Genomic DNA, 23,731 nt, shown 5'->3' on the forward strand with positions numbered 1-23,731 from the left:
GAAAATTCCTGAAAACGATAAATGAAAGACAGACGCGAACCTGTAAAGGCACCGCTATATATAGTGGCTAAAAGGTGAGGTCAAGCAGTGCCAACGGCAGCGACCCGCCTCATGGCCGAGAAAAAAGACTTTCTTCGGCACGGACCAAAGCAAAGCGCGGCACACGCTCGCCGTCAACCTCGACAGTTTCCTGGAACATTGTCAGAGGCCTTACCCACATGCCGTAATCGCCATACAACGCCTGGTAGAAGACCACCCACTCCTCGGTTTCCGAGTGACGAGCGACACTGAAAACCCGGTACTCCGGCCCCTTGTAATGGCGATAAAGCCCTGGCTGCAAATCCACAGTGCAATCCTCGAAAAAAGTCAGGTCTGGTGAACCCTAACCGAAAAAACCGTAGCCGAAAAACGCAAAAGCCGGGGCATCAGGCCCCGGCCGTTGTCTGCGCAGCCGATCAGACGCGTTCGAAGACGGTGGCGATACCTTGGCCCAGACCAATGCACATGGTCGCCACACCCAGCCGCCCGCCACGCTGCTTCATGACGTTGAGCAGGGTACCCGAGATACGTGCTCCCGAGCAGCCAAAGGGGTGACCCAGGGCGATGGCGCCGCCGTGCAGGTTAACCTTCTCGTCCATCTTGTCGAGCACTTTCAGATCCTTGAGCACGGGCAGCGCCTGTGCAGCAAAGGCTTCGTTGAGTTCGAAGTAATCGATGTCGGCGATCGACAGGCCGGCACGCTTGAGTGCCTTCTGAGTGGCCGGGACCGGTCCATAGCCCATGATGGCCGGGTCTACACCTGCCACCGCCATCGAACGGATCACCGCCAGCGGCTCGAGCCCGAGGTCCTTGGCGCGTTGTGCCGACATGACGATCATGCACGACGCACCGTCAGTGATCTGCGAGCTGGTACCGGCGGTCACGGTACCCCCCTTCGGATTGAACGCCGGCTTCAGGGCAGCCAAGCCCTCCAGCGTGGTTTCCGGACGGATGGTCTCGTCATGGGCGAAAACCTTGAGGAAGCCGTCCTCGTCATAGCCCTGCATCGGGATGATCTCGTCCTTGAAGCGTCCTTCCTCGGTGGCCTTGTGGGCCAACTGGTGGGAACGCAGGCCGAAAGCATCCTGCTGCTCGCGGGTGATGCCGTGCATCTTGCCCAGCAATTCGGCGGTCAGGCCCATCATGCCCGAGGCCTTGGCCGCATACAGCGACATGTGCGGGTTGGGATCGACGCCGTGCATCATACCCACGTGCCCCATGTGCTCGACGCCACCGACCACGAACACATCGCCGTTGCCGGTCATGATCGCCTGGGCGGCGATATGCAGGGCACTCATCGACGAGCCGCACAGGCGGCTGACGGTCTGCCCGGCCGAGGTATGCGGGATCTGGGTCATCAGCGAGGCCATGCGGGCGATGTTCCAGCCCTGCTCCAGGGTCTGGTTGACGCAGCCCCAGATGACGTCCTCGACTTCGGCCGGATCGACCTTGGCATTGCGTTCCAGCAGTTTGCTGATCAGGTGCGCCGAGAGATCCTCGGCACGAGTGTTGCGATGCATGCCACCCTTGGAACGCCCCATGGGTGTGCGAGCGAAGTCGACGATGACGACATCTCTTGGATTCAGACTCATGGATGCTTACTCCTTGACTGGCGCTTGACCGAAGAAACTCTGGCCATTGCGGGCCATTTCACGCAGTTTCGCGGTCGGTTCATACAGGGCACCCAGTTCGGCATAACGATCGGCCAGGGCGACGAATTCGGCTACACCAATGGAGTCGATGTAGCGCAGCGCACCACCCCGGAACGGAGGGAAACCGATGCCGTAGATCAGACCCATGTCGGCTTCGGCCGCCGTCTCGACGATGCCATCTTCCAGGCAGCGCACGGTCTCCAGGCACAGCGGGACCATCATCCAGTTGATGATGTCTTCGTCGCTCAGCTCGCGCTGTTCGAAGATGATCGGCTTGAGCACATCGAGAACCTGCGGGTCGAAAACCTTCTTCGGCTTGCCCTTCTTGTCGGTCTCGTAGGCGTAGAAACCCTTGCCGTTCTTCTGGCCCAGACGCTTGGCCTCATACAGGGCATCGATGGCCGAGCGGCGCTCGTCCTTCATGCGATCGGGAAAGCCTTCGGCCATGACGTCGCGACCATGATGACCGGTGTCGATACCGACCACGTCCATAAGATAAGCCGGGCCCATGGGCCAACCGAACTTCTCCATGACCTTGTCGATGCGCACGAAGTCCACACCGGCGCTGACCAGCTTGGCGAAGCCGCCGAAGTAAGGGAACAGTACGCGGTTGACCAGAAAGCCCGGGCAATCGTTGACCACGATCGGGTTCTTGCCCATTTTCTTGGCGTAGGCGACGGTCGTGGCCACGGCCTCTTCACTGGACTTCTCGCCACGGATCACTTCCACCAGCGGCATCATGTGCACCGGGTTGAAGAAGTGCATGCCGACGAAGTTTTCCGGGCGCTTGAGGGCCTTGGCCAGCAGGCTGATGGAGATTGTCGAGGTGTTGGACGCCAGGATGGTGTTCTCGCCCACCTGCTCCTCGACTTCGGCAAGCACCGCCTGCTTGACCTTGGGATTTTCGACTACGGCCTCGACCACCAAGTCGACATGGCCGAAATCACCATAGGACAGGGTCGGACGGATGGCATTCAGCGCCTCGGCCATCTTCGCCGGGGTCAGGCGCCCCTTCTCGACACGATTGCCCAGCAGTTTGGACGCCTCGTTCAGGCCCAGTTGCACGGCCTCCTCGCGGATGTCCTTCATCAGGATCGGCGTACCCTTGACGGCGGACTGGTAGGCGATGCCGCCGCCCATGATGCCGGCACCCAGCACTGCGGCCTGGTGCACATCACGAGCCTGTGCGTCGTAGGCCTTGGCCTTGCGCTTGAGTTCCTGGTCGTTGAGGAACAGGCCAATGAGGCTCTGCGCCGCAGAGGTCTTGGCCATCTTGACGAAGCCGGCGGCCTCGATCTCCAGCGCCTTGTCGCGACCGAAACTGGCGGCTTTCTGGATGGTCTTGATGGCCTCGACAGGCGCCGGATAATTGGGGCCGGCCTGACCGGCGACGAAGCCCTTGGCGGTCTCGAAGGCCATCATCTGTTCGATGGCGTTGAGCTTGAGCTTCTCCAGCTTTGGCTGGCGCTTTGCCTTGAAGTCGAATTCTCCAGAGATAGCCCGCTTCACCAGGTCCAGTGCAGCGGCCTGCAGCTTGTCGGGGGCGACCACGGCATCCACAGCACCGACCTTCAACGCGTCCTCGGCCGCATTCTCCTTGCCGGAGGCGATCCACTCGATGGCGTTGTCGGCGCCGATCAGGCGCGGCAGGCGGACGGTACCGCCGAAGCCGGGGTAGATGCCCAGCTTGACTTCGGGCAGGCCGATCTTCGCGCCTGCGGCCATGACGCGGTAATCTGCCGCCAGGCACATCTCCAGGCCACCGCCAAGCGCGATGCCGTTGATCGCCGCCACGGTGGGCACGCCGAGGTCTTCGAAATCACTGAAAATGCGGTTGGCCTGCAGGTTGCCCGCTACCAGTTCGGCATCGGGCAGTTTGAAATTGTCGACGAACTCGGTGATATCGGCGCCGACGATGAAGACGTCCTTGCCACTGGTGACGATCACGCCCTTGACCGAGCTGTCGGCCTTGAGGGTGTCGACCACCTGACGCAGTTCCTCGAGGGTGAGGCGGTTGAACTTGTTGACGGACTCACCCTTGAGATCGAAATTCAATTCGACGATGCCACCTTCAAGAGCCTTAACCGTGATGGCTTTACCTTCGTAAATCATCAACTGATCTCCACGATATGGAAGCTGAACAATACACATCGGACATTACCAACATCCGACGAGACCACGACGTCGCCGTCATTGAATACGCCAAATCACAGGCCCGCCGCCGACGTGGCAGTCAGAATTCTGTCAGACTGATCTGACACCAAACGCTCAATTCATACAACCGTTTGACTTGGGTACGCACACATTCATGGAAAAGCAGGCAATTGTCAATTGACCACCCCCTCCGTTGAATAGGGTGCTTCGGCCATAGGTCAGCCTGGACCGCCTGAACCCGTTGCAGAGCGTCTGATTGGCGTACGCCCACGCACAACAGGGCGAAGTATGGGCGAAACTTCACACCCTGCCTGCGCACCATCGTGGTTCACCAGAACAATCAGTCGGAAAAAAAGCGACAAAACAGAGCAAAGCAGCTAGAGTCCTGCTCATCGTCTTCGAGCACTTCGCTCGACAGCCAGGCGGCGTTGCGCCGCCCGCCCTGCATTACCGGCCTGCCTGGCCACCCCCGGCCCGATATCGCTATCGGGCTTTTTTATGGGCACCGTTCAGCGGGCCGCCAGCGCCTGAAGCGCTTCATTAATATGCTGCAACACTTGCGCGTCACCGCGCTCCCCCCAATACAGCGAAACCATCCGCCCGTCAGCCTCGATCTTGTACACATCGGCAGGCAGGTTGCGCAGCACGGCCAGCATCGACTCGTCGTTACAAGGCTCGCGCCAGCGATTGACCCAGTTGCCCGCACCGTTCTGCCAGTATTCCCAGCCCGCCGTAAGGCCGGAGCTGCGCTGCCGGTGGTACTGCGCACAACTGGCCGGGGGCTGCGGGTCCAGCCAGTGCGGCCACTGCGCCCGCGCCAGCTGCATGCCCATTCCCAGGCGCCGCGCCTCAAGGCGCAAGGCCATCCTTCCGCTCTGCTTGCGCGATGGCAGCATCCACACCAGCGGGCTGAGCATCACACAAATGATTGACAGAATGATCCAGCCCGTCATATTCCTTGCCCCGCCCTACAACAATCATTAATGAACGGCCGTCAACAGGACCTGCCCAGACGGGCACGAAAGGGCCATACTGGCTACGACGCATTGTTCCGGAGGATACTCTCATGCCGTATCAACACATTCTGGTCGCCATAGACCTGACCGATGAATGCGATCCGGTCATCAAGCGTGCCCGCCTGCTGGCCGAGAGCAGCGGCGCGACCTTGTCGATGGTGCACATCGTCGAACCCATGGCCATGGCCTTTGGCGGCGATGTCCCCATGGACCTGTCACAACTGCAACAGCAACAGATCGACCAGGCCAAGGAAAAGCTCCAGCGCCTCAAGGAGAAGTACCCGGACATCAAGGCCGGCGAAAGCCACCTGGTCTACGGTCAGCCGCGCCAGGAGATTCACCAGCTGGCCAAGGACAAGCAATGCGACCTGATCGTGGTCGGCAGCCATGGCCGCCATGGCCTGGCGCTGCTGCTCGGCTCCACCGCCAACGACGTCCTGCACGGCGCCCCCTGCGACGTGCTGGCGGTACGCCTGAAGAAACCTGAGTAACTCACAAGCCCGCAGCGACGCTTGCCGCTGCGGGCTTGCCCATCAGTCGTCCAGTTCCGCCCAGCGCTCCAGCAGCACGTCCAGCTCGGCCTGCATTTTCTCGACCTGCGCCAACACCGCCGTGACCTCCGTGGAGGGTCGCTGGTAGAAGGCTGGCTGGGCAATTTCCTCGCTCAGCGCCGCCAGGCGGGTCTCTGCCTCTTCGATCTGCCCAGGCAAGGCTTCCAGCTCACGCTGCTCCTTGTAACTGAGCTTTTTCTTCGCCGATGCTGCGGCAGGCGCCGGCGCAGGTGCCTGCGCCGGTTTTTCCACCACCGCGCTATTGAGCTCGGCCTTACCCGATTTACTGTCGGTAACACCAAGCAGGCGCGGCGAGCCGCCCTGACGCAGCCAGTCCTGGTAGCCACCGACGTATTCGCGAACCCGGCCCTCGCCCTCGAACACCAGGGTGCTGGTCACCACGTTGTCCAGGAAGGCCCGGTCGTGGCTGACCATCAGCACCGTACCCTTGTAGTTCGACAGCACCTCTTCGAGCAGCTCGAGGGTTTCCACGTCCAGATCGTTGGTTGGCTCGTCGAGCACCAGCAGGTTGGCCGGCTTGCTGAACAGCTTGGCCAGCAACAGACGTGCCCGCTCGCCGCCAGACAGCGCCTTGACCGGCGTCCGGGCACGCTGCGGGCTGAACAGGAAATCGCCCAGGTAGCTCAACACGTGGCGGTTCTGACCATCGATCTCGATGAAATCCCGGCCCTCGGAAATGTTGTCGATGACGGTCTTTTCTACATCCAGCTGATGACGCAACTGGTCGAAATAGGCCACTTCCAGGCGCGTACCGGTCTGCACCTTGCCCTCGGTGGGCTCCAGGTCGCCCAGCATCAGCTTGAGCAGGGTGGTCTTGCCGGTGCCGTTGGCGCCCAGCAGGCCAATGCGGTCCTCGCGCTGCAGGACCATGGAGAAATCCTTGACCAGCTGCGGGCCACCAGGGTGGGCGAAACTCACGTTTTCCAGGACGATGACCTGCTTGCCGGACTTGTCGGCCGCTTCGATCTGGATGTTCGCCTTGCCGGTGCGCTCGCGGCGCTCGCTGCGCTCCACGCGCAACGCCTTGAGCGCCCGCACCCGGCCTTCGTTACGGGTCCGCCGGGCCTTGATGCCCTGGCGAATCCACACCTCTTCCTGGGCCAGGCGCTTGTCGAACAACGCGTTGGCGGTTTCTTCGGCGGCCAGCATGGCTTCCTTGTGCACCAGGAAGCTGGCGTAGTCGCCGTTCCAGTCGATCAGGCCGCCGCGATCCAGTTCCAGAATGCGCGTCGCCAGGCTCTGCAGGAATGCCCGGTCGTGGGTGATGAACAGCACCGCGCCCTGGAAATCCTTGAGCGCTTCTTCGAGCCAGGCGATGGCGCCGATGTCCAGGTGGTTGGTCGGCTCGTCGAGCAGCAGCAGGTCAGGCTCGCAGACCAGCGCCTGGGCCAGCAGCACGCGGCGGCGCCAGCCACCGGACAGCTCGGCCAGGGTCTTGTCGGCCGGCAGCTGCAGGCGGCTCAGGGTGCTCTCCACCACCTGCTGCAGGCGCCAGCCATCACGGGCTTCCAGCGCTTGCTGGACATTCATCAGTTGGGTGAGGTCGTCCTCGGTGACGCAGTTCTGCGCCAGGTGGTGATATTCGGCGAGCAGCGATCCGACACCGTCCAGCCCCTCAGCCACGACATCGAACACCGTACGTTCGTCGGCCAGCGGCAACTCTTGCGGCAGTTCGCCGATCTTCAGCCCCGGCGCACGCCAGATGCTGCCGTCGTCGGGCTTCTGCACGCCCCTGACGAGCTTCAACATGCTGGACTTGCCTGTGCCGTTACGGCCGATGATGCAGACGCGTTCGCCGCGGGCGATCTGCCAGGACACCTTGTCCAGCAACGGCATGGCGCCGAAGGCGAGGGACACATCGCTGAATTTGAGCAGGGTCATGAGCTTCTCCAAAAACCGGGCGCGCATTCTACCCGAGATGAGGCGGCGCTGTCCGGCATGGCGGTGAAACGGTCTGGCAGGCGGGGATCAATTATTTCCAGGTGAGTCGCAGAGCGCCGCAACGCTTTCAACCCAAGGTGGCAAAAGGCTAAGCTAACGGCATTTTCACGACTCAACAGCCCGGAAGTCTCATGCGCGGTCGTTTGCTCAGCCTTGTATCCTGCCTGCTCCTCTCCGTCACCGCCGCCACGCAGGTCCAGGCGGTGGACATCACCCAACAGCGCAAACTCTACGACGAAGCCAAGAGCGCCCTGGCCAAGGGCGATACCGGTCCGTACCTGCGCAACAGCGCGGCACTGGCCGACTATCCCCTGCAGCCCTACCTCGAATACGACGAACTGACCGCCCGCCTCAAGAGCGCCAGCAACGTCGAGATCGAGAAATTTCTCGCCGAGCACGGCGACCTGCCCCAGGCCAACTGGATGAAACTGCGCTGGCTGCGCTGGCTGGCCGAACGCGGCGACTGGGCGACCTTCGTCCGCTACTACGATCCGAAGATGAACTTCACCGAACTGGACTGCCTGTACGGCCAGTACCAGATCAACAACGGCCAGCGTGCCGAAGCCTACGCCAGCGCCGAAAAACTGTGGATGACCAGCAAGAGCCTGCCCGACTCCTGCGACGCCTTTTTCGCCCAGTGGGCCGCCGCCGGGCAGCTCACCGAGCAGAAGCGCTGGCAGCGCGCCAAGCTGGCCGCCCAGGCGCGCAACTACAGCCTGGCCACCAGCCTGGTCAACAGCCTCAACTCCATGGCGCCCCAAGGCAAACTGCTGCTACAGGTGGCTCAGAAGCCGGAAATGCTCAACAACCCGGCGCAATTCCGCCCGGTCGACGAAGCGATGTCCGATGTGGTCGGCCTGGGCCTGCGGCGTCTGGCCCGCCAGGATCCGCAAAAGGCGCTGTCGATGCTCGACGGCTACGCGACGACCCTGCACTTTTCCAATGAAGAAAAGGTCGAGATCGCCAAGGAAATCGGCCTGACCCTCGCACGTCGCTACGACGACCGCGCGCTGGAAATCATGACCCGCTATGACCCGCAGCTGCGCGACGACACGGTCAGTGAATGGCGCATGCGCCTGCTGCTGCGCCTGGGCCGCTGGCAGGAGGCCTACGACCTGGCGCGCCGCCTGCCACCGGACCTGGCCAAGACCAACCGCTGGCGCTACTGGGAAGCACGCGCCCTGGAACTGGCGCAGCCGGGCAACCCGCTGATCCCCAGCCTGTACAAGGACGTGGCCAAGGAGCGCGACTTCTACGGCTTCCTGGCCGCCGACCGTACCCAGAGCGCCTACCAGCTCAACAACAAGCCGCTGGTGCTGAGCCAGGCGGTCATCAACAAGGTACGCAACACGCCGGGCATTCGCCGCGCCCTGGAATTCCACGCCCGTGGCGAAATCGTCGACGGCCGCCGCGAGTGGTATCACGTCAGCCGTCACTTCAACCGCGACGAGATGGTCGCCCAGGCCAAGCTGGCCTACGACATGAAATGGTACTTTCCGGCAATCCGTACCATCAGCCAGGCGCAGTACTGGGACGACCTGGACATCCGGTTCCCCATGGCCTATCGCGACACCCTGGTCCGTGAAGCCAAGGTCCGCGGCCTGCATTCGAGTTGGGTATTCGCCATTACCCGGCAGGAAAGCGCCTTCATGGATGACGCCCGCTCTGGCGTGGGCGCCAGTGGCCTGATGCAGCTGATGCCGGCGACCGCCAAGGAAACCGCGCGCAAGTTCAGCATTCCACTGGCCTCGCCACAGCAGGTATTCAACCCGGAAACCAACATCCAGCTCGGTGCGGCCTACCTCAGCCAGGTCCACGGCCAGTTCAACGGCAACCGCGTCCTGGCCTCGGCGGCCTACAACGCTGGCGCCGGCCGCGTGCGCCAATGGCTCAAGGGCGCCAACCACCTGGGCTTCGATGTCTGGGTCGAGAGCATTCCGTTCGACGAAACCCGCCAATACGTGCAGAACGTGCTGTCCTACGCGGTGATCTACGGCCAGAAGCTCAACAATCCCCAGCCACTGGTGGATTGGCACGAGCGCTTCTTCGACGACCTCTGAGTTTCATCCGGGCGGGCGCATTGCGCACCCGCCCGGCTGGCCCGGACCTGCTACTCGAGCACTTCGACCGGCATCCCGACTTCCAGTCGCCCTTCCCCATCATTGACCAGGTTCTGGCCAAACAGGATTTCGTTGTCTTTCAGGCGGTAGCCCTTGAGCGTATTGAGCGGCTCGCGGTCGGCACTGCGCTGGCCGGTGGCTGGATCGATGGTGGTGAGGATGCAGCGCGAACAGGCCTTGAGCACGCGCAACTCCACACCGCCGATGCGGATGCGCTTCCAGCCGTCTTCGGCATAGGGTTCGGCGCCGCTGACCACCAGGTTGGGGCGAAAACGCAGCATCTCCTGGGGGCGACCGATGCGCGCCGACAGGTCATCCAGCGAGCCTTGGCCGATCAGCAACAGCGGAAAGCCATCAGCGAAGCCGACCTTGTCCTGCACCGTGCCGTAACCGTCGGGCAACCAGCGCGCCCGTGCCTCGGGCACATGCACCATGCGGGTGGGCTTGCCGATGAAGGCACTGGCCCACTCGGCGGCCGCGTCACCGGCATCCGGCACCATCAGGGTGTCGCGCCATACGGTCACGCCGCGCAGGTTGGCAGCATGGTCTTCGGGCACGGCGACGTCGAGCGGTTGGAAACCCGGAGCGGCCAGCGTGATGCCGCCACTGGCGTTCCACAGCACGGAGAGCTGCGACATGTGCGGCAGGGCACGCTGAGTGAGGAAGCGCCCTGTGACCGCATCCACCAGCATCCAGCGGCGGTCGCCGGAAAGCCCCAGCGCATCGAGCATGGCGCTTTGCAGAATTTCCGGCTTGCAGGATTTGAGCGGGTAACGGTAAAGCGCGCTGAGCTGCAACATGGCCTGTTTTCCTCGAGTGCCACAGAAAGTCAGGCCACAGCTTACACAGACGTCAGCCGAACACCATCTGCAAACGCTCGCGAACGACATCCACCAGCTTGTCTGGCTGGAACTTGGAAAGGAAATTGTCGCAACCGACCTTCTTCACCATCGACTCGTTGAAGCTGCCCGACAGCGACGTATGCAGCACCACGTAGAGCCCCTTCAGGCGCGGGTCGTTGCGGATCTCGGTGGTCAGTCGGTAGCCGTCCATTTCGGGCATTTCCGCATCGGTGAAGACCATCAGCAGTTTCTCGTTCATGTCCACGCCGGTGTCGGCCCAGGCCTTGAGCATGTTCAGGCCCTTGAGGCCATCGCTGGCGGTGTGCAGCTTGATGCCAAGCTGCGACAGGGTATCGCGCAGCTGACTGAGCGCCACCTTGGAGTCGTCGACCAGCAGGATTTCCAACCCCTTGGCGTGCTCCAGTATCGGATCCTTGAGCTTTTCCGTAGAAACCCGCGCGTTGTAAGGCACGATCTCGGCAAGCACCTTCTCGACGTCGATGATTTCCACCAACTGGTCATCGACCTTGCTGATCGCGGTCAGATAATGCTGGCGACCGGCGCTGGTCGGCGGTGGCATGATGGCGTCCCAGTTCATGTTGATGATGCGGTCCACACCGCCCACCAGGAACGCCTGCACCGAACGGTTGTACTCGGTGACGATGATGGTGCTGTTCGGCCCCGGCACCAGCGGGCGCATGCCGATGGCCTGGGACAGGTCGATCACCGGCAGGGTCTGGCCCCGCAGGTTGACCACACCACACACGAACGAGTGCCGCTGCGGCATGAGCGTCAGCTTGGGCAGTTGCAGGACTTCCTGGACCTTGAACACGTTGATCGCGAACAACTGACGACCGGCCAGGCGGAACATGAGGATTTCCAGGCGGTTCTCGCCCACCAACTGGGTACGCTGATCAACTGTGTCGAGAATGCCGGCCATTTAAGTAGAACTCCTGAAGCGTGATGACGAGATGTCTGCCTTTTGTTATATCGGCCGCCGGCGTCAAGACCTTAATCTGCGTCACGCCGGCCGCCATTGATATCACAGTAACATCATGCTTTACTGGCGACATCTTTCCAACTGTCCAGGCGAGATATAACGCTCGCCCGCAGCGCATCTCATCAGGTATCGGCAAACCGGTATTAGGGGTAGCCCTGAGCCCGTATCAGGGCCAACCTGATATTCGCACTATTCAATAGCTATTATTGTGACACCATTCGCGTTTCATGAATGGAGTCAGGCGGTTGAATCTCTCACAGGCCACGCGGCCTTCTTTCACGCTCCGGCGGCAATGCATCGCCGGAGCGGACCGTCTATCTCCGACCTTCTGTCAACTTTCCAAGCTTCGTGGGCCACTAAACAGCCTTGCCGTCAGAGCATTCAGGTCGTACCGAAAATATTCGGAAGCGACCTACAGACTTCCCCATGAAATCGACATTAACTGTCTGGCATTCGCCGAGAGCACTCTGCCTGAGCAAACCATGAGGCACGGAGATCAAGGATGCTGAACAGCCAAGACTGGCCACTGCAATACGACTCGTTCATGTTCGAGTCCCAGACCCTGCTGAACCGTTGCGAGGAATGCCTCGCCCACCTGGAAATGATCGGCGACGACGAAGACGCCGTTTTGGGCCTGCAGAACAGCCTGCAGCGTCTGGGAAACCACGCTCGACAAGCGTCGGCCCCGGCCATGGCAGCGCTTGCCGAACAACTGCATGGCTGCCTCGACGCCGCACACGGCGGCTGCCTGGGTGGCGAGGCGCGCTCGATCATCAGGTCCTGTCTCGCCCTGCTGGCCTGGCAACTGGAGCTGATCGACCCGGGCACCGGCGAGCTGCCGATGGATGACGGCGAACAGCAGGAGCTGCTCGAGCGCCTGGCTCCAGCGATCAGCCAGCACGCCACCGACCCCTGATTCCCTCGCCGGTCGGAATGCGCTGGGCGGCACCGGCCATACCCGGTCTGTGGCCCGGTCTGCCGGGCCAACGCCCAGGGTGACCTTCCTTTAGGCAAGGCGTCAGGTAAGATTGGCGACCGTAGAAATTCATGAGCAGCGCATTGAACCGACGAGCGTGCCGGCCATAGACGACCGACCCGTCGAAGTCACCTGATGATCAGCCATGGCACGTCGATGAACTCATCCACCGCATCACTGCGCAGCCTTGCACTCCAACCGTCGAACGACAACACAGGCCGTCTTTTCGGTGCAGTCTGTCTTGTCTCGATCCTTTGCAACCTGGCGTTGTTCATCAGTGCCCAGGCAGCGGCATGGGCCTTCGTGGCCGTCAACCTGCTGAGCATCGGCAGCGTCTGGCTGATTCACGAACGGAGCCGACGCGTGATCCGCTTGGCACCTCGGGAACTGGCCGAATGCATGCTGCAGGTTCAGGAAAGCGAACGCCAACGCCTGAGCCGCGAGCTGCATGACGACATCGGCCAGATGCTCACCGCCGCGCGCCTGCAGTTCGACCACCTGCAACGCCGCCTGCCGGCCGATTGCCAAGAGCCCTGTCGGCAATTGGGGGAAACCCTCGAGGAAACCTTGGACAAGGTCCGCGACCTGTCGGCCATTCTCAATCCGCGGCAACTGCACAGCCTGGGCCTGGAAGCCAGCCTGCGCATGCATCTGGTACGTCATCTCGCCGACAACAGGGTCTGCTGGACCCTGGAGTGCAACCAGTCGCTCAATGGCCTGCCCAACGACATGGCCGTGGCCGCCTTCCGCATCACCCAGGAGGCGGTGACCAACATGTTGCGCCACGCCCAGGCCAGCAACCTGCTGGTGCGCATCAAGCGCCTGGCCGCGGGGCTGAGCCTGGAAATCCACGATGACGGCAAAGGCTTCGAGCTGCAGGGCAACCCGGCGGAGCTGGGCCTGCGAGGCCTGGCCGGCATGCACGAACGCGCCACCCTGCAAGGCGGCACCTGGCAACTGGACACGGCGCCAGGCCATGGCACGCGAATCAGCGTACTGCTGCCCTGGCCACCGCGCAGCCAGCAACGTGCCTGCCCTGACAAGACCTGAACATGACCTGCACATTACTTCTGATCGACGACCACTCACTGATCCGCGCCGGCATTCGCGCCCTGGTCGCCGAGATACCAGGCTTCAGCGTGATCGGCGAGGCTGACGATGGCAAAGCCCTGAGCGACCTGGCGTTGCGGCTGCAGCCAGACATCATCCTGCTGGACATCTCCATGAAGCAGACCAACGGCCTGGACGCCCTGCGCCAACTGCTGCTGGTGCGCCCGCAGAGCAAGGTGCTGATCCTGTCGATGCACACCGACCCGGAGCTGATCATGCGCGCCCTCAAGGGCGGCGCGCACGGCTACCTGCTCAAGGACACTTCGCTCATCGAGCTGGAACAGGCACTGCGTGCCCTGGTCAATGGTGAGCGTTACATCAGCCCGGCCATCGCCCACACGGTGATCAACCAGGCCCTGGGCAGCACTCAAGCCGCCACCGCTGCAACGCAACGACCGCACAACCTGACCGCCCGCCAGCTGGAAATCCTGCGCCTGATCGTGCGCGGCAAGTCCACCCGGGAAATCGCCAATGGCCTGGACCTGTCGGTCAAGACCGTGGAAACCCATCGTGCGCAGATCATGAAACGTCTGCAGATCTACGATATCGCCGGGCTGGTGCTGTACTGCGTGCGCGAGCGGATCATCAGTCTGGACGACTGAGCCAGGGCGTTTCACTGCCACCCAGCAAGGGTGAACTGGCCGGCAGATGCAGACGCAGCGCCGCCGGCCTGGCCTCGAAACGCAGCTGCTGGCACGACAGCGGCTCACCATCGAGGTTGATATCCAGCCCCTGCGCAGACTTCAGCTCGACCCACGGCAGGCGGGCACGCACGAACATGTTCTCGATGCCCAGCCCGCCGGCCAGCAGCCCCTTCAGGGTTCCCACCAGCTCCTGTGGTGCAGGCAGGATACTGATGTCCAGCAAGCCGTCATCGGCCAGCGCACCGGGGCACAAGACATGCCCGCCGCCGGCCTGCCGGCCGTTGCCGATGCCCAACGCCAGCAGTTCGCCGCTCCAGTGAAAATCCGGTCCGCTCAACTCGCCATACGCCGAATGCAGCTCGCTGAAACGCGACAGGCCGGTAAACAGGTACGCCGCGCCACCCAGGACTTTCTTGAGGTCTTCCGACGTATTGGCGGTCACCTGGCTGCCAAACCCGCCCGTGGCCATGTTCAGGAACAAACGGCCATCGGCGGCGCCGAGATCCACGGCACGCGGGGGCACATCGAGCAGGTCAAGCGCTTCGTCGACCTCCAGGGGAACCCCGGCGGCCCGGGCGAAATCGTTGGCCGTGCCCAGCGGCAGAATGGCCAGGCTCGGCGGCTCGCCACCGACCTCGCTCATCGCCAGGGCCTCGGCGATATCCCGCAAGCTGCCGTCGCCGCCGCCGGCGACGATCTGCCGATGCCCGGCGGCCAGCGCCTCACTCACCAAGCGCTGCGCATCACCGGCTTCCCAGGTCAGGCGCACCTCCAGCTCCCAGCCCTGTTCGCGTTTGCGCAGCACCGCTTCGCGTACCTGCTCGTTGAGCGACTGCTTGCCATGAAGAATCAGAATCGCCCTGCGTTTTGCCATGACACTCCCCTATCGTCATTCGCTCGCCATCCCTTGTCGCAGGCGGCCCGGTTCAGGCTATGACCCCGCCAGAAGGAAAATCGCTCGTCGCTTGCAAACTTTTTTCGTCAAGGGTGATGCTGCGTGACGCCCGCAGACACTAGGCAAACAGCCATTACGGCGCGCCGAAGCGATCCGCGCGGTGAAAAAACCTCGCCGCCGTACTCCCGCTTTTCTGTTGCATGGGCTTTACTGACAAAAAATCCTGACATGATTGTTTCTGAATAGAATCAAGGACTCATCTGACATGCCGATAAGGCAACGATGCAGGAGGCTTCGGCAAGCCTGTGTCAAAAACCCCACGCGACGTCAATAAAACGACACCTTAGCGATAGAAAAACACAACGGTATTTTTCTGACACTTCAAGGCAGAGTCCCAGGCGAGCATGGAGCAACCCGTAAACATGGATTTGAAGCAGTGAGCGAACAGCATGCGGTTGCAGCCCGTTGACAGCCTTTCTCTGACCCGCACCAGCCTGGTGGAGTATTTTCTGCTGGGCATTCGTCTGGCTCATGGCCTGGCCTGCATCCTTCCCGGGCTGGTATTGCTGGCGTTGGACCCGGTGACCGGCATCGACGCGGTCGACCGGAGCCAGGTCGGCGTTCTCCTGCTCTATGGCGGGCTCAGCGTGCTGATTTTCCAGGCCCTGGGGGTGTACTCCGAGGCGCTGTTCAGCAATTCGCTGCGCCTGCGCATGATCCTCTTCGCCTGGATCGCCGCCTTCGGCCTGCTGATGATGCTGCAGTACTTCATGGGCGTCCTGAGATTCTTCACACCGGAACAGCTGCTGATCTGGTTCTTCGCCACCCTGGGTCTGCTGTGTGTGCTGCGCCTTGCGATGCTGCTGATGTTCAAGCGCCAGATGAAAAAGGGCGTGTTCCTGCAGACGGCGGTGATTCTCGGTGCCACCGAGAACGGTCTGCGCCTGGCCGAGTATCTGGTCGAGCACCAGGATATCCGCTCCGGGGTGATCGGTTTCATCGACGACCGGATTGGCCGCATGCCCAAGACGGTCGCCAACCTGCCGCTGCTGGGCAACACCGGCGACCTGGAGCGACTGATCCGCGAGGACAAGATCACCCAAGTGCTGGTCGCCCTGCCCTGGACGGCGGAAAACCGCATGGATTACATCATCCGCGAATTGCGCCGCCTGCCAGTCACGGTGCTGCTGGTGCCAGACATGATCGCCTTCCGGCACACCCATAACCGCATCACCGAAGTCGCCAAACTGCCGATGTTCAACGCCTCGGACGTGCCGCTCAACGGCTGGTCGCCGTTCATCAAGCGCGCCGAAGACATTGTACTGTCCTCCCTGGCGATCCTGGCCCTGTCGCCCCTGATGCTGCTGATCGCCCTGGCCATCAAGCTGGATTCGAAGGGACCTGTGCTGTTCCGGCAGAAGCGCTACGGCTACAACAATCGCCTCATCGAAGTGTTCAAGTTCCGCTCCATGCACCAGCACCAAGCCGATGCCACGGCGGAAAAACAGACCACCCGCCACGACGCCAGGGTCACGCGGGTCGGGCGCTTCATCCGCAAGACCAGCCTGGACGAGCTGCCACAGCTGTTCAACGTGGCGGTCGGCACCATGTCGATGGTTGGCCCGCGTCCGCATGCCACGGCGACCAAAGCGGCCGGCATTCTCTTCGAGCAAGCGGTGAAGGAGTACACCTCACGCCATCGCGTCAAGCCGGGTATCACGGGGCTGGCGCAGATCAAGGGCTACCGGGGTGAGACAGACACCGTGGAAAAAATCGAGAAGCGCGTCGAACTCGATCTTGAGTACATAGAAAACTGGTCCGTCTGGTTCGATCTCTACATCCTCCTGCGCACTGTTCCGGCAGTGCTACTCAACCGAGAGGTCTATTGATGAGCACCCTCATCCCCTGCATCGTCGCCGGCGGTTCCGGCACCCGACTCTGGCCAGTCTCTCGCGAAGCCATGCCCAAGCCGTTCATGCGCCTTCCCGACGGTGAAAGCCTGCTCCAGAAGACCTTCAACCGCGCCAACGGCCTGCCTGGCGTAGGCCGCCTGCTCACGGTCACCAACCGCGAAGTGTACTTCCGCACGGTGGATGACTACCGCACCCTGAACAAGAATCGTACGAAGCTGGACTTCATCCTCGAACCGATGGGGCGCAACACGGCGCCGGCGATTGCCGCTGCGGCCCTGCATGTAGCGCGGCTGTACGGCGCCGATACCCAGCTGCTGATCCTTCCGGCCGATCACCTGATCGCCGACACGGACGCGTTCCAGAACGCAGTCGCCAGCGCCCGCCAGCTCGCCGAACAGGGCTGGCTGGTGACCTTCGGCATCCTGCCGCACAAGGCTGAAACCGGTTTCGGCTACATCGAGAAGGGCCAGGCGCTGAACGGCGACGGTTACCAGGTGGCGCGCTTCGTCGAAAAACCCGATGCGGCCACCGCCCAGACCTATGTGGATGGCGGCCTGCATCTGTGGAATGCCGGCATGTTCTGCCTGCGCGCCGATGTGGTACTGGCCGAGCTGCAGGCACACGCTCCCGATGTGTTGGAAGCGGTCAGTGCTTGCCTGGACAGGAGCACCAGCAAGGAAGGCAACAACGAACTGCAGGTGGAACTGGACAACGAACTGTTCGCCCAGGTGCCGGACATCTCCATCGACTATGCCCTGATGGAACGTTCGGCCAAGGTCGCCGTCGTGCCCTGCCAGCTGGGCTGGAGCGATATCGGCTCGTGGCAGGCCCTGCGCGAACTGACCCCCGCCGACAGCAACGGCAACCAGTGCAACGGCCAGACGGTGCTGCACGACGTGCACAACTGCTACATCGACTCGCCCAAGCGTCTGGTCGGTGCAGTGGGCCTGGACAACCTGATCATCATCGACACTCCCGATGCCCTGCTGGTCGCCGATGGCGAGCGCAGCCAGGACGTCAAGCTGATCGCCCAGGAACTCAAGCGCCAGGACCACGAAGCCTACCGGCTGCACCGTACCGTGACCCGCCCGTGGGGCACCTACACGGTGCTGGAGGAAGGCAAGCGCTTCAAGATCAAGCGCATCGTCGTGCATCCCCAGGCCTCGCTGTCACTGCAGATGCACCATCACCGCAGCGAACACTGGATCGTGGTCAGCGGCATGGCGCAGGTGACCAACGGTGACCGTGAGTTCATGCTCGACACCAACGAGTCGACCTTCATCAAGCCTGGGCATACCCACCGCCTGGTCAACCCGGGAGTTATCGACCTGGTGATGATCGAGGTACAGAGCGGCGAGTACCTGGGTGAAGACGACATCGTGCGCTTCACCGACATTTACGGACGAGTGCCGGCCCAGGCCAGCAAGGCCTGACCCTGGCGGTTGGATAGCGGCTCCCGCGCCACATGGCACGGGAGCCGGGTTGCAGAAATGGAATCGGCCTTTCAGGCCGGCATGATCGTTTTTCCCCGTCAGGGAGCTGTACTCATGCAACAGAGAAGTTCAGGGCTCATCAAGAGCGTGCTGCTGGCGGCCAGCCTGCTGCTGCTGAGCGCATGCAACACCCCAGCCCGGGTCGGGCTTCCTGAAGACCAGGCCGTGGTCGACGCCGCTCGCTCCGCCGGGCGGCAGCTGGAAGGCAAACCGCTGCCGGCGCAAAAGATCCGCGCCGGCGACACCTTGCGCATCGTACGCAATACCGGCGAATCACCGAGCATCTCTGCGTTCACGGCCAACTCGATCTACGAGCTGACGCTGTTCCAGGTGCTTAACGACGGGACCTTCTCGTATCCGTACATTGGCACTGTGCAGGCCGCCGGCCTGACCGTGCCGGAGCTGACCCGACAGTTGCAGACCCGCCTGGAGGACGTGTACCGCGAGACCGCCCTGACCATCAACATCTCCCAGGCACCGGGCAACACCGTGTTCGTCGGTGGCGCGGTGCGCAATTCGGCGTCGCTGCCAGTGAGCGTGGCCACCACCCTGGACCAGGCCATCGTCGGCGCCGGCGGCGTGGCCCCGGATGCCGATGCCCGCCAGGTTGCCCTGCTGCGCCTGGAAGACAACGGTCTGTACAAGACCTACCTGTTCGACTACAGCAAGTTCCTGTGGGCGTCTGCCCAGGCCCCGCGCGGCCCGGTGTGGCTACAGCGCGGCGATGTGGTCTTCGTTCCCAAATCCTCGGTCGGTAACAAGGTCGACGGTGTCAACCTGTACTTCAACCAGCTGATCCCCTTCGCGAAGTCGATCGGCCTGGGCTTGAACTACGAGTTGCGCAACAACAATTAACCGTCAGGGAATCAGACATGATCAACATCCGTTCCTTTCGCGACCTGCTGCGCCTGTTCTTCATCTTCAAGCGCGAAGTGCAGGTCACGGTGATGGTGACCTTCGTCATCGTCGTTCTCGGCGCGTTCCTGTTGCCCAACCGTTACGAATCCACCGCCCTGCTGCTGGTCAAGCCCGGTCGGGACAGCAGCACGGTGCCGATCGAACTGTCCAACCGCCAGGCCATCGTGGTGCCCAGCGCCCTGCGCGACCCGCTGCTGGATGAAGAGCGCATGCTCACCGGTCGGCCGATCACTCGCACGGTCGCCGAGCGCTACCTGGCGAAGATGTCCGAGGCGCAACAGGAAGGCGGTTTCCTCACCAGCGTAAAGAACCTGCTCAAGAGTTCGGTGTACGCGGTGCTCGACACCGGGCATCGGTTCATGGAACTGATCGGCCTGGTGGAGCGCCGTTCGCAGGTCGAGCGCCTGGCCGAAAATCTGGAGAAGGGCTTCAAGGTCCGGCATGACCCTGGCTCTTCGGTGATGGAGCTGACCTTTACCTGGGACGACCCAGCGGTGGCCCAGGACGTACTGCGCCACTGGATCGAGGAATACCAGCTGCAACGTACCAAGACCCTGGGACGCATCAGCCTGTACACCTTCTTCGATACCGAGGTGAAGGAAACCGCAGGCAATATCCTGGCCTACAAGAAACAGATCCAGGCCTACCTCAACCAGTTGGGCGCGGTCAGCATCGCCCAGCGCCTGGCCGATACCTCGCAGGGCCTCAACGACCTGCGGACCGAGCGCAACAATACCGTGCGCGCCATCGCCTCGACCAAGGCGGGCCTGGAAACCCTCAAGAAACAGTTGGCCACCCAGCCCAAGACCGTGTCGGCAGGCCGGGAACTGGCCTTGAACCCCAACCGCCAGGACCTGCAGAACCGCATCAACGGCAAGGAAGTCGAGCGCCAGGAAATGCGTCGCTCGTTCAAGGACAGTGCGCCGCCGGTGCGTGCGATCAGCGAAGAAATCGACAACCTCAAGCGCCTGCTCAAGGAGCAGGACGCGACCATCCAGCGTTCGGAAAGCATCACCCCCAACCCGATCTACAACCGCATGCAGAACGTCTACGCCGACCAGCAGGCCAGCTTCGCCCGCTTGCAGACGCAACTGGCCGAGCAGGACGCACAACTGCTGCAACTGGAAAAGGACCGGCAACTGGCATTGAGCCTCGAGCCTGAGCTGTCGCGCCTGCAGAACGAGCTGGACGCCGCCGAGAAGAGCTATGCGCTGTACACCGACAGCCTGGAGAAAGCGCGCATCGACCGCGAGCTGGACAACAGCCAGATCAGCAACATCGCGCTGATCGAAGAAGCCACCTTCAACCCGAGCCGGGTCTTCCCGAAAAGCGTGTTGATGATCATCCTCGCTCTACCGTTGAGCCTGCTGGTGGGTCTGCTGGCGCTGTACTTCTTCTACCTGCTGGACCAGCGCATCCATGACGGCGACAAGATCGAAAGCCGCTTCGGTGTGCCGGTATGGACCAGCCTGCCGGACCTGGAACGCGCCCAGGAGCGTATGGCGGCCTTCACCTCCAACCTGCACCGCCTTTACGGCATCCTGCCGCTGGAGCAGGTGGCGCAGGAAGGGTTGGCGCTGGGCTTCACCTCGGCGCACAAGGGCGAGGGCGTGACCTTCGTGATCAGCAAATTGGCCGACATGCTCCGCGAGCATGGCCATACCGTGCGTACCGAGGGTCCTGGCCCGGCGCTGCCCGGCGAGATCGCGATGATCGATGCCTCCGGCTTGTACGCCAATGACAGAGCCTTCGTGCTGCTGCGCGAAGCCGACCTGATCGTGCTGGTGGTGCGCGCCGAACAGACCACCGTACCGATGCTCGAAGACGCCTTGGCGACCCTGACCACGGCGTTCAAGCATGTCGACGGCATCATCATCAACCGGCGCCGCTTCGAGGTCCCCGAGAAAGTACTGAAATTCTTCAAGCGTATTCGGAGTCACGGCTGATGCGTATCGCCCTGGTCGCCCCGCTACCACCGGAGCAGAACGGTATCGCCGACTACGCCGGCCACCTGCGCAACGCCCTGCAGGCGCTGGACGTGGAAGTGCTCACGCCGTTGCAGGGCGTTGGCAACGACCCGGCGCTGGCCCGACAGCGGGTGGCCAGCCACGACTGGACCGGCATCGACCTGGTGCATGCCGAGCTGGGTGGCGGGCGGCTTGCCGAGTTTCGTGCCCTGCAGGCTCTGCGCGAGCGCTTTGCGCACTTGCCGCTGACCGCCACCGTGCACGACCCCGAGCGGCTGGTCTGGCGCCTGGAAAAACTGCCCTGGCCGCTGTCGCTGGCCAGCCGTCTGCCTTCGCCGGCGCCGGAGGCCGCGACGGTGCTGGCCGACCCGCTGTGCCTGCGTGAAGAGCGCCAACTGGCGCGTGGCATGACGCGCCTGGTGACCCTGACCCGGGCCGGCAGCCAGAGCCTGCGCCAGCGCATGGGCCTGCGCGACGAGCAGATGGTGGTGATCAACCATGGCAACCTGGAAATCCCGCCTGCGCCGCTGCCGCCGCTGCAACCGTTGCGCCTGCTGTATTTCGGTTTCATCTACCGGGGCAAGGGCATCGAAGACCTGCTCGACGCCCTGGCGGCGCTGTTCGTCAGCCATCCGCAACTGCGTTCGCGGGTACGCCTGACCCTGGCCGGCGGCAGCGAACCGGAAATGGCCTTCGGCGCCAAGGGCAGCTACCTCGATGAGCTGCGCCAGCGCATGCGCCAGCTGGGCCTGACCGACCTGATCGACTGGCAGCTCGACCTGCCCGCCGACCAGATTGCCCAGGTCATCCAGGCACACCACGTGATGGTCCTGCCCTACCGTGAGTCGAGCAAGCTGAAGATTCTCGGCCAACTGCGCGGCACCAGCGGCGCGCTGTCCTGGGCGGTGGCCTGCGGGCGCGGGGTGATCACCTCCGACGCCCGCTCGTTTGCCGAGGAAGTCTCCCACGGCAACGGCACGCTCTACCCACAGGGTGACGTCGCGGCGCTGACCCAGACCCTGGCACGCATCTGCAGCGAGCCGCAACAGGCCGAACAGTGGGCAGCCTGTGCCGCGCAGTTGGGCCAGGCCAGACAGTGGAGCCGTACCGCAGAACGTTTCCGCGACATGTTCACCCAAGCCTGCCAGACGAGGTGATGCGATGAAAAACCACCGTTACAGCGCATGGCTGGGCGCCGCCTGGCTGACCCTGGGGCTGGCCAGCGCCACGCCGGTCGCCGCCGAGACCGTGCTCAAGGGTACGCACGAGGTGGTATGGAAGGACTTTCTCGGGGTCAACGCACAGTTCGCCTACTTCAGTCCCGAGGTCTACCAGCGGCAGATGGACGCCCTCGACCAACTGGGCCTGGCGTGGATACGCCTGACCCTGCACTGGCCGCTCATCGAACCGGAAAAGGACAAGCTGAAGCTCGAGCCCGTGGACGCTGCAATGGCGGAAATGAACCGTCGCGGCTACCAAGTGCTGGCCTATCTGGTCGGTTCGGCGCCTTTTGCCAGCAGCGCTGCGGCCAATGTCGAGGGGCGCGACCAATACCCGCCCAAGGACTTCGAGCAGTTCGCGGCGCGCATGGCCGACCTGGCCAAACGCTACCCTCAGGTGAACACCTGGCAGGTGTGGAACGAACCCAACATCGTCTGGCGACCCGAGGCCGACCCGCAGGGCTACGGCCGGCTGCTCAAGGTCACCGCCGACGCCATCCGTGCTGCCGTGCCCGGCAAGCCGGTGGCCACCGCCGGCATGGCCTATTACAGCCAACTGCATGACAAGCCCGGCTACATGCTGCAGAGCCTGGTGGACGGCGGCCTGGGCCAGCAGGACATCGTCGCCGCCTACCACCCCTACTCCGAATACCCAGAAGGCGACTCGCCAGCCGACCGCGACTTCCTGGTACGCGGCAATGCCATGAACAAGATGCTCCACGACGCCGGGGTCAGGCAGGTATGGGCCACCGAATGGGGCTGGTCGAGCTATGCCGGGCCCAAGGAAATGCAGGAAATCATCGGCCAGCGCGGCCAGGCCGACTACACCCTGCGGCGCCTGGCCCTGATGAGCACCATGGACTATCAGCGCATCTTCCTGTTCAACCTCAACGACCTGGACGAGCGCGCCACCCCCAGGGACCAGGGCTACGGGCTGGTGGACCTGCAGGGCAACGCCAAGCCGGTGTACCTGGCCCTGCAGAATTTCCTCAACGTCACCGGCCCGCGCCTGCTGCCGAGCGAGCCGCCGGCGGTGAGCAGCGTGCCCCGGGACCTGTACGCGGTGTCGTGGAAGCGCCCGGACGGCAGCAACCTGCTGATGTTCTGGAGCGCGGCAGGCCGCTCGCTGACCTTTCCACGCATCAGCGAAGCGGTGCTGCACGACCCGCTGGACGGCACGCGCTCGACCCTGTCCAACGCCGCGGGCGTGACCCTGGCGCTCAAGCCGACGCTGCAGATTCTGGAATGGAAGCCCTGAG

General features: G+C 62.9%; 19 protein-coding genes. 11 read left to right on the forward strand and 8 right to left on the reverse strand.

Annotated elements, in window-relative coordinates:
• Window positions 1-109: 109 nt before the first annotated feature.
• From QZ497_RS17825 to QZ497_RS17840, 4 genes are all read right to left on the reverse strand, one after another.
• Complete coding sequence (locus tag QZ497_RS17825; RefSeq protein ID WP_295477374.1) at window positions 110-346, reverse strand: DUF1653 domain-containing protein; 237 nt, start codon at window positions 344-346, stop codon at window positions 110-112.
• Between the two features lie 109 nt (window positions 347-455).
• A complete protein-coding gene (fadA, locus tag QZ497_RS17830) occupies window positions 456-1,631 on the reverse strand; it encodes an acetyl-CoA C-acyltransferase FadA (RefSeq protein WP_295477376.1) in 1,176 nt (391 codons plus the stop codon).
• Window positions 1,632-1,637: 6 nt separating this feature from the next.
• Window positions 1,638-3,803, reverse strand: coding sequence for a fatty acid oxidation complex subunit alpha FadB (gene fadB / locus QZ497_RS17835; protein ID WP_295477378.1), 2,166 nt, complete (start codon window positions 3,801-3,803; stop codon window positions 1,638-1,640).
• Window positions 3,804-4,354: 551 nt separating this feature from the next.
• Entirely contained in the window at window positions 4,355-4,798 is a 444-nt protein-coding gene (locus QZ497_RS17840) for a hypothetical protein (protein WP_295477380.1), read from the reverse strand.
• Window positions 4,799-4,911: 113 nt separating this feature from the next.
• Here QZ497_RS17840 and QZ497_RS17845 point away from each other — a divergent pair, with 113 nt between their 5' ends.
• Complete coding sequence (locus tag QZ497_RS17845) at window positions 4,912-5,352, forward strand: universal stress protein (RefSeq protein ID WP_295477382.1); 441 nt, start codon at window positions 4,912-4,914, stop codon at window positions 5,350-5,352.
• Window positions 5,353-5,394: 42 nt separating this feature from the next.
• Here the strand turns inward: QZ497_RS17845 and QZ497_RS17850 are convergent, their stop codons facing one another.
• Window positions 5,395-7,314, reverse strand: a complete 1,920-nt coding sequence (locus QZ497_RS17850) for an ATP-binding cassette domain-containing protein (protein ID WP_295477383.1) — start codon at window positions 7,312-7,314, stop codon at window positions 5,395-5,397.
• Between the two features lie 191 nt (window positions 7,315-7,505).
• Here QZ497_RS17850 and QZ497_RS17855 point away from each other — a divergent pair, with 191 nt between their 5' ends.
• Window positions 7,506-9,434 carry a transglycosylase SLT domain-containing protein gene (locus tag QZ497_RS17855; protein WP_295477385.1) on the forward strand — a complete coding sequence of 643 codons (1,929 nt, stop codon included), beginning with the start codon at window positions 7,506-7,508 and terminating at the stop codon, window positions 9,432-9,434.
• Window positions 9,435-9,484: 50 nt separating this feature from the next.
• Here the strand turns inward: QZ497_RS17855 and QZ497_RS17860 are convergent, their stop codons facing one another.
• Complete coding sequence (locus QZ497_RS17860) at window positions 9,485-10,294, reverse strand: MOSC domain-containing protein (protein WP_295477387.1); 810 nt, start codon at window positions 10,292-10,294, stop codon at window positions 9,485-9,487.
• Between the two features lie 52 nt (window positions 10,295-10,346).
• Window positions 10,347-11,276, reverse strand: coding sequence for a chemotaxis protein CheV (locus tag QZ497_RS17865; RefSeq protein WP_295477389.1), 930 nt, complete (start codon window positions 11,274-11,276; stop codon window positions 10,347-10,349).
• 562 nt (window positions 11,277-11,838) lie between these two features.
• On the opposite strand from QZ497_RS17865, the gene QZ497_RS17870 reads away from it, so the two are divergent.
• The 3 genes from QZ497_RS17870 to QZ497_RS17880 all read left to right on the forward strand — a co-directional run bounded on the left by QZ497_RS17870 (window position 11,839) and on the right by QZ497_RS17880 (window position 14,024).
• Window positions 11,839-12,252, forward strand: coding sequence for a hypothetical protein (locus QZ497_RS17870; RefSeq protein WP_295477391.1), 414 nt, complete (start codon window positions 11,839-11,841; stop codon window positions 12,250-12,252).
• Between the two features lie 216 nt (window positions 12,253-12,468).
• On the forward strand, window positions 12,469-13,362 hold the full coding sequence (locus QZ497_RS17875; RefSeq protein ID WP_295477392.1) for a histidine kinase: 894 nt from the start codon (window positions 12,469-12,471) through the stop codon (window positions 13,360-13,362).
• Window positions 13,363-13,364: 2 nt separating this feature from the next.
• Window positions 13,365-14,024, forward strand: a complete 660-nt coding sequence (locus tag QZ497_RS17880) for a response regulator transcription factor (protein ID WP_295477394.1) — start codon at window positions 13,365-13,367, stop codon at window positions 14,022-14,024.
• On the opposite strand, the gene yegS is transcribed toward QZ497_RS17880, so the two are convergent.
• A complete protein-coding gene (gene yegS / locus QZ497_RS17885; protein WP_295477397.1) occupies window positions 14,008-14,940 on the reverse strand; it encodes a lipid kinase YegS in 933 nt (310 codons plus the stop codon). The two genes, QZ497_RS17880 and yegS, sit on opposite strands and share 17 nt — an antisense overlap.
• 470 nt (window positions 14,941-15,410) lie before the next feature.
• On the opposite strand from yegS, the gene QZ497_RS17890 reads away from it, so the two are divergent.
• The 6 genes from QZ497_RS17890 to QZ497_RS17915 all read left to right on the forward strand — a co-directional run bounded on the left by QZ497_RS17890 (window position 15,411) and on the right by QZ497_RS17915 (window position 23,730).
• Entirely contained in the window at window positions 15,411-16,850 is a 1,440-nt protein-coding gene (locus QZ497_RS17890) for an undecaprenyl-phosphate glucose phosphotransferase (protein ID WP_295477399.1), read from the forward strand.
• Complete coding sequence (locus QZ497_RS17895; RefSeq protein WP_295477401.1) at window positions 16,850-18,307, forward strand: mannose-1-phosphate guanylyltransferase/mannose-6-phosphate isomerase; 1,458 nt, start codon at window positions 16,850-16,852, stop codon at window positions 18,305-18,307. Before QZ497_RS17890 ends, QZ497_RS17895 begins: the two co-directional genes overlap by 1 nt.
• 138 nt (window positions 18,308-18,445) lie before the next feature.
• Window positions 18,446-19,222 carry a polysaccharide biosynthesis/export family protein gene (locus tag QZ497_RS17900; RefSeq protein ID WP_295477494.1) on the forward strand — a complete coding sequence of 259 codons (777 nt, stop codon included), beginning with the start codon at window positions 18,446-18,448 and terminating at the stop codon, window positions 19,220-19,222.
• Window positions 19,223-19,239: 17 nt separating this feature from the next.
• On the forward strand, window positions 19,240-21,231 hold the full coding sequence (locus tag QZ497_RS17905; RefSeq protein ID WP_295477403.1) for an exopolysaccharide transport family protein: 1,992 nt from the start codon (window positions 19,240-19,242) through the stop codon (window positions 21,229-21,231).
• The gene (locus QZ497_RS17910) at window positions 21,231-22,409 is read left to right on the forward strand and encodes a glycosyltransferase (protein WP_295477405.1); all 1,179 of its coding nucleotides are present in this window, start codon (window positions 21,231-21,233) and stop codon (window positions 22,407-22,409) included. The genes QZ497_RS17905 and QZ497_RS17910 overlap by 1 nt, the downstream gene beginning before the upstream one ends.
• Window positions 22,410-22,413: 4 nt before the next feature.
• Window positions 22,414-23,730, forward strand: a complete 1,317-nt coding sequence (locus QZ497_RS17915; RefSeq protein WP_295477407.1) for a cellulase family glycosylhydrolase — start codon at window positions 22,414-22,416, stop codon at window positions 23,728-23,730.
• Window position 23,731 lies beyond the last annotated feature (1 nt).

The organism is uncultured Pseudomonas sp., from assembly GCF_913777995.1.
Lineage (GTDB): Bacteria > Pseudomonadota > Gammaproteobacteria > Pseudomonadales > Pseudomonadaceae > Aquipseudomonas.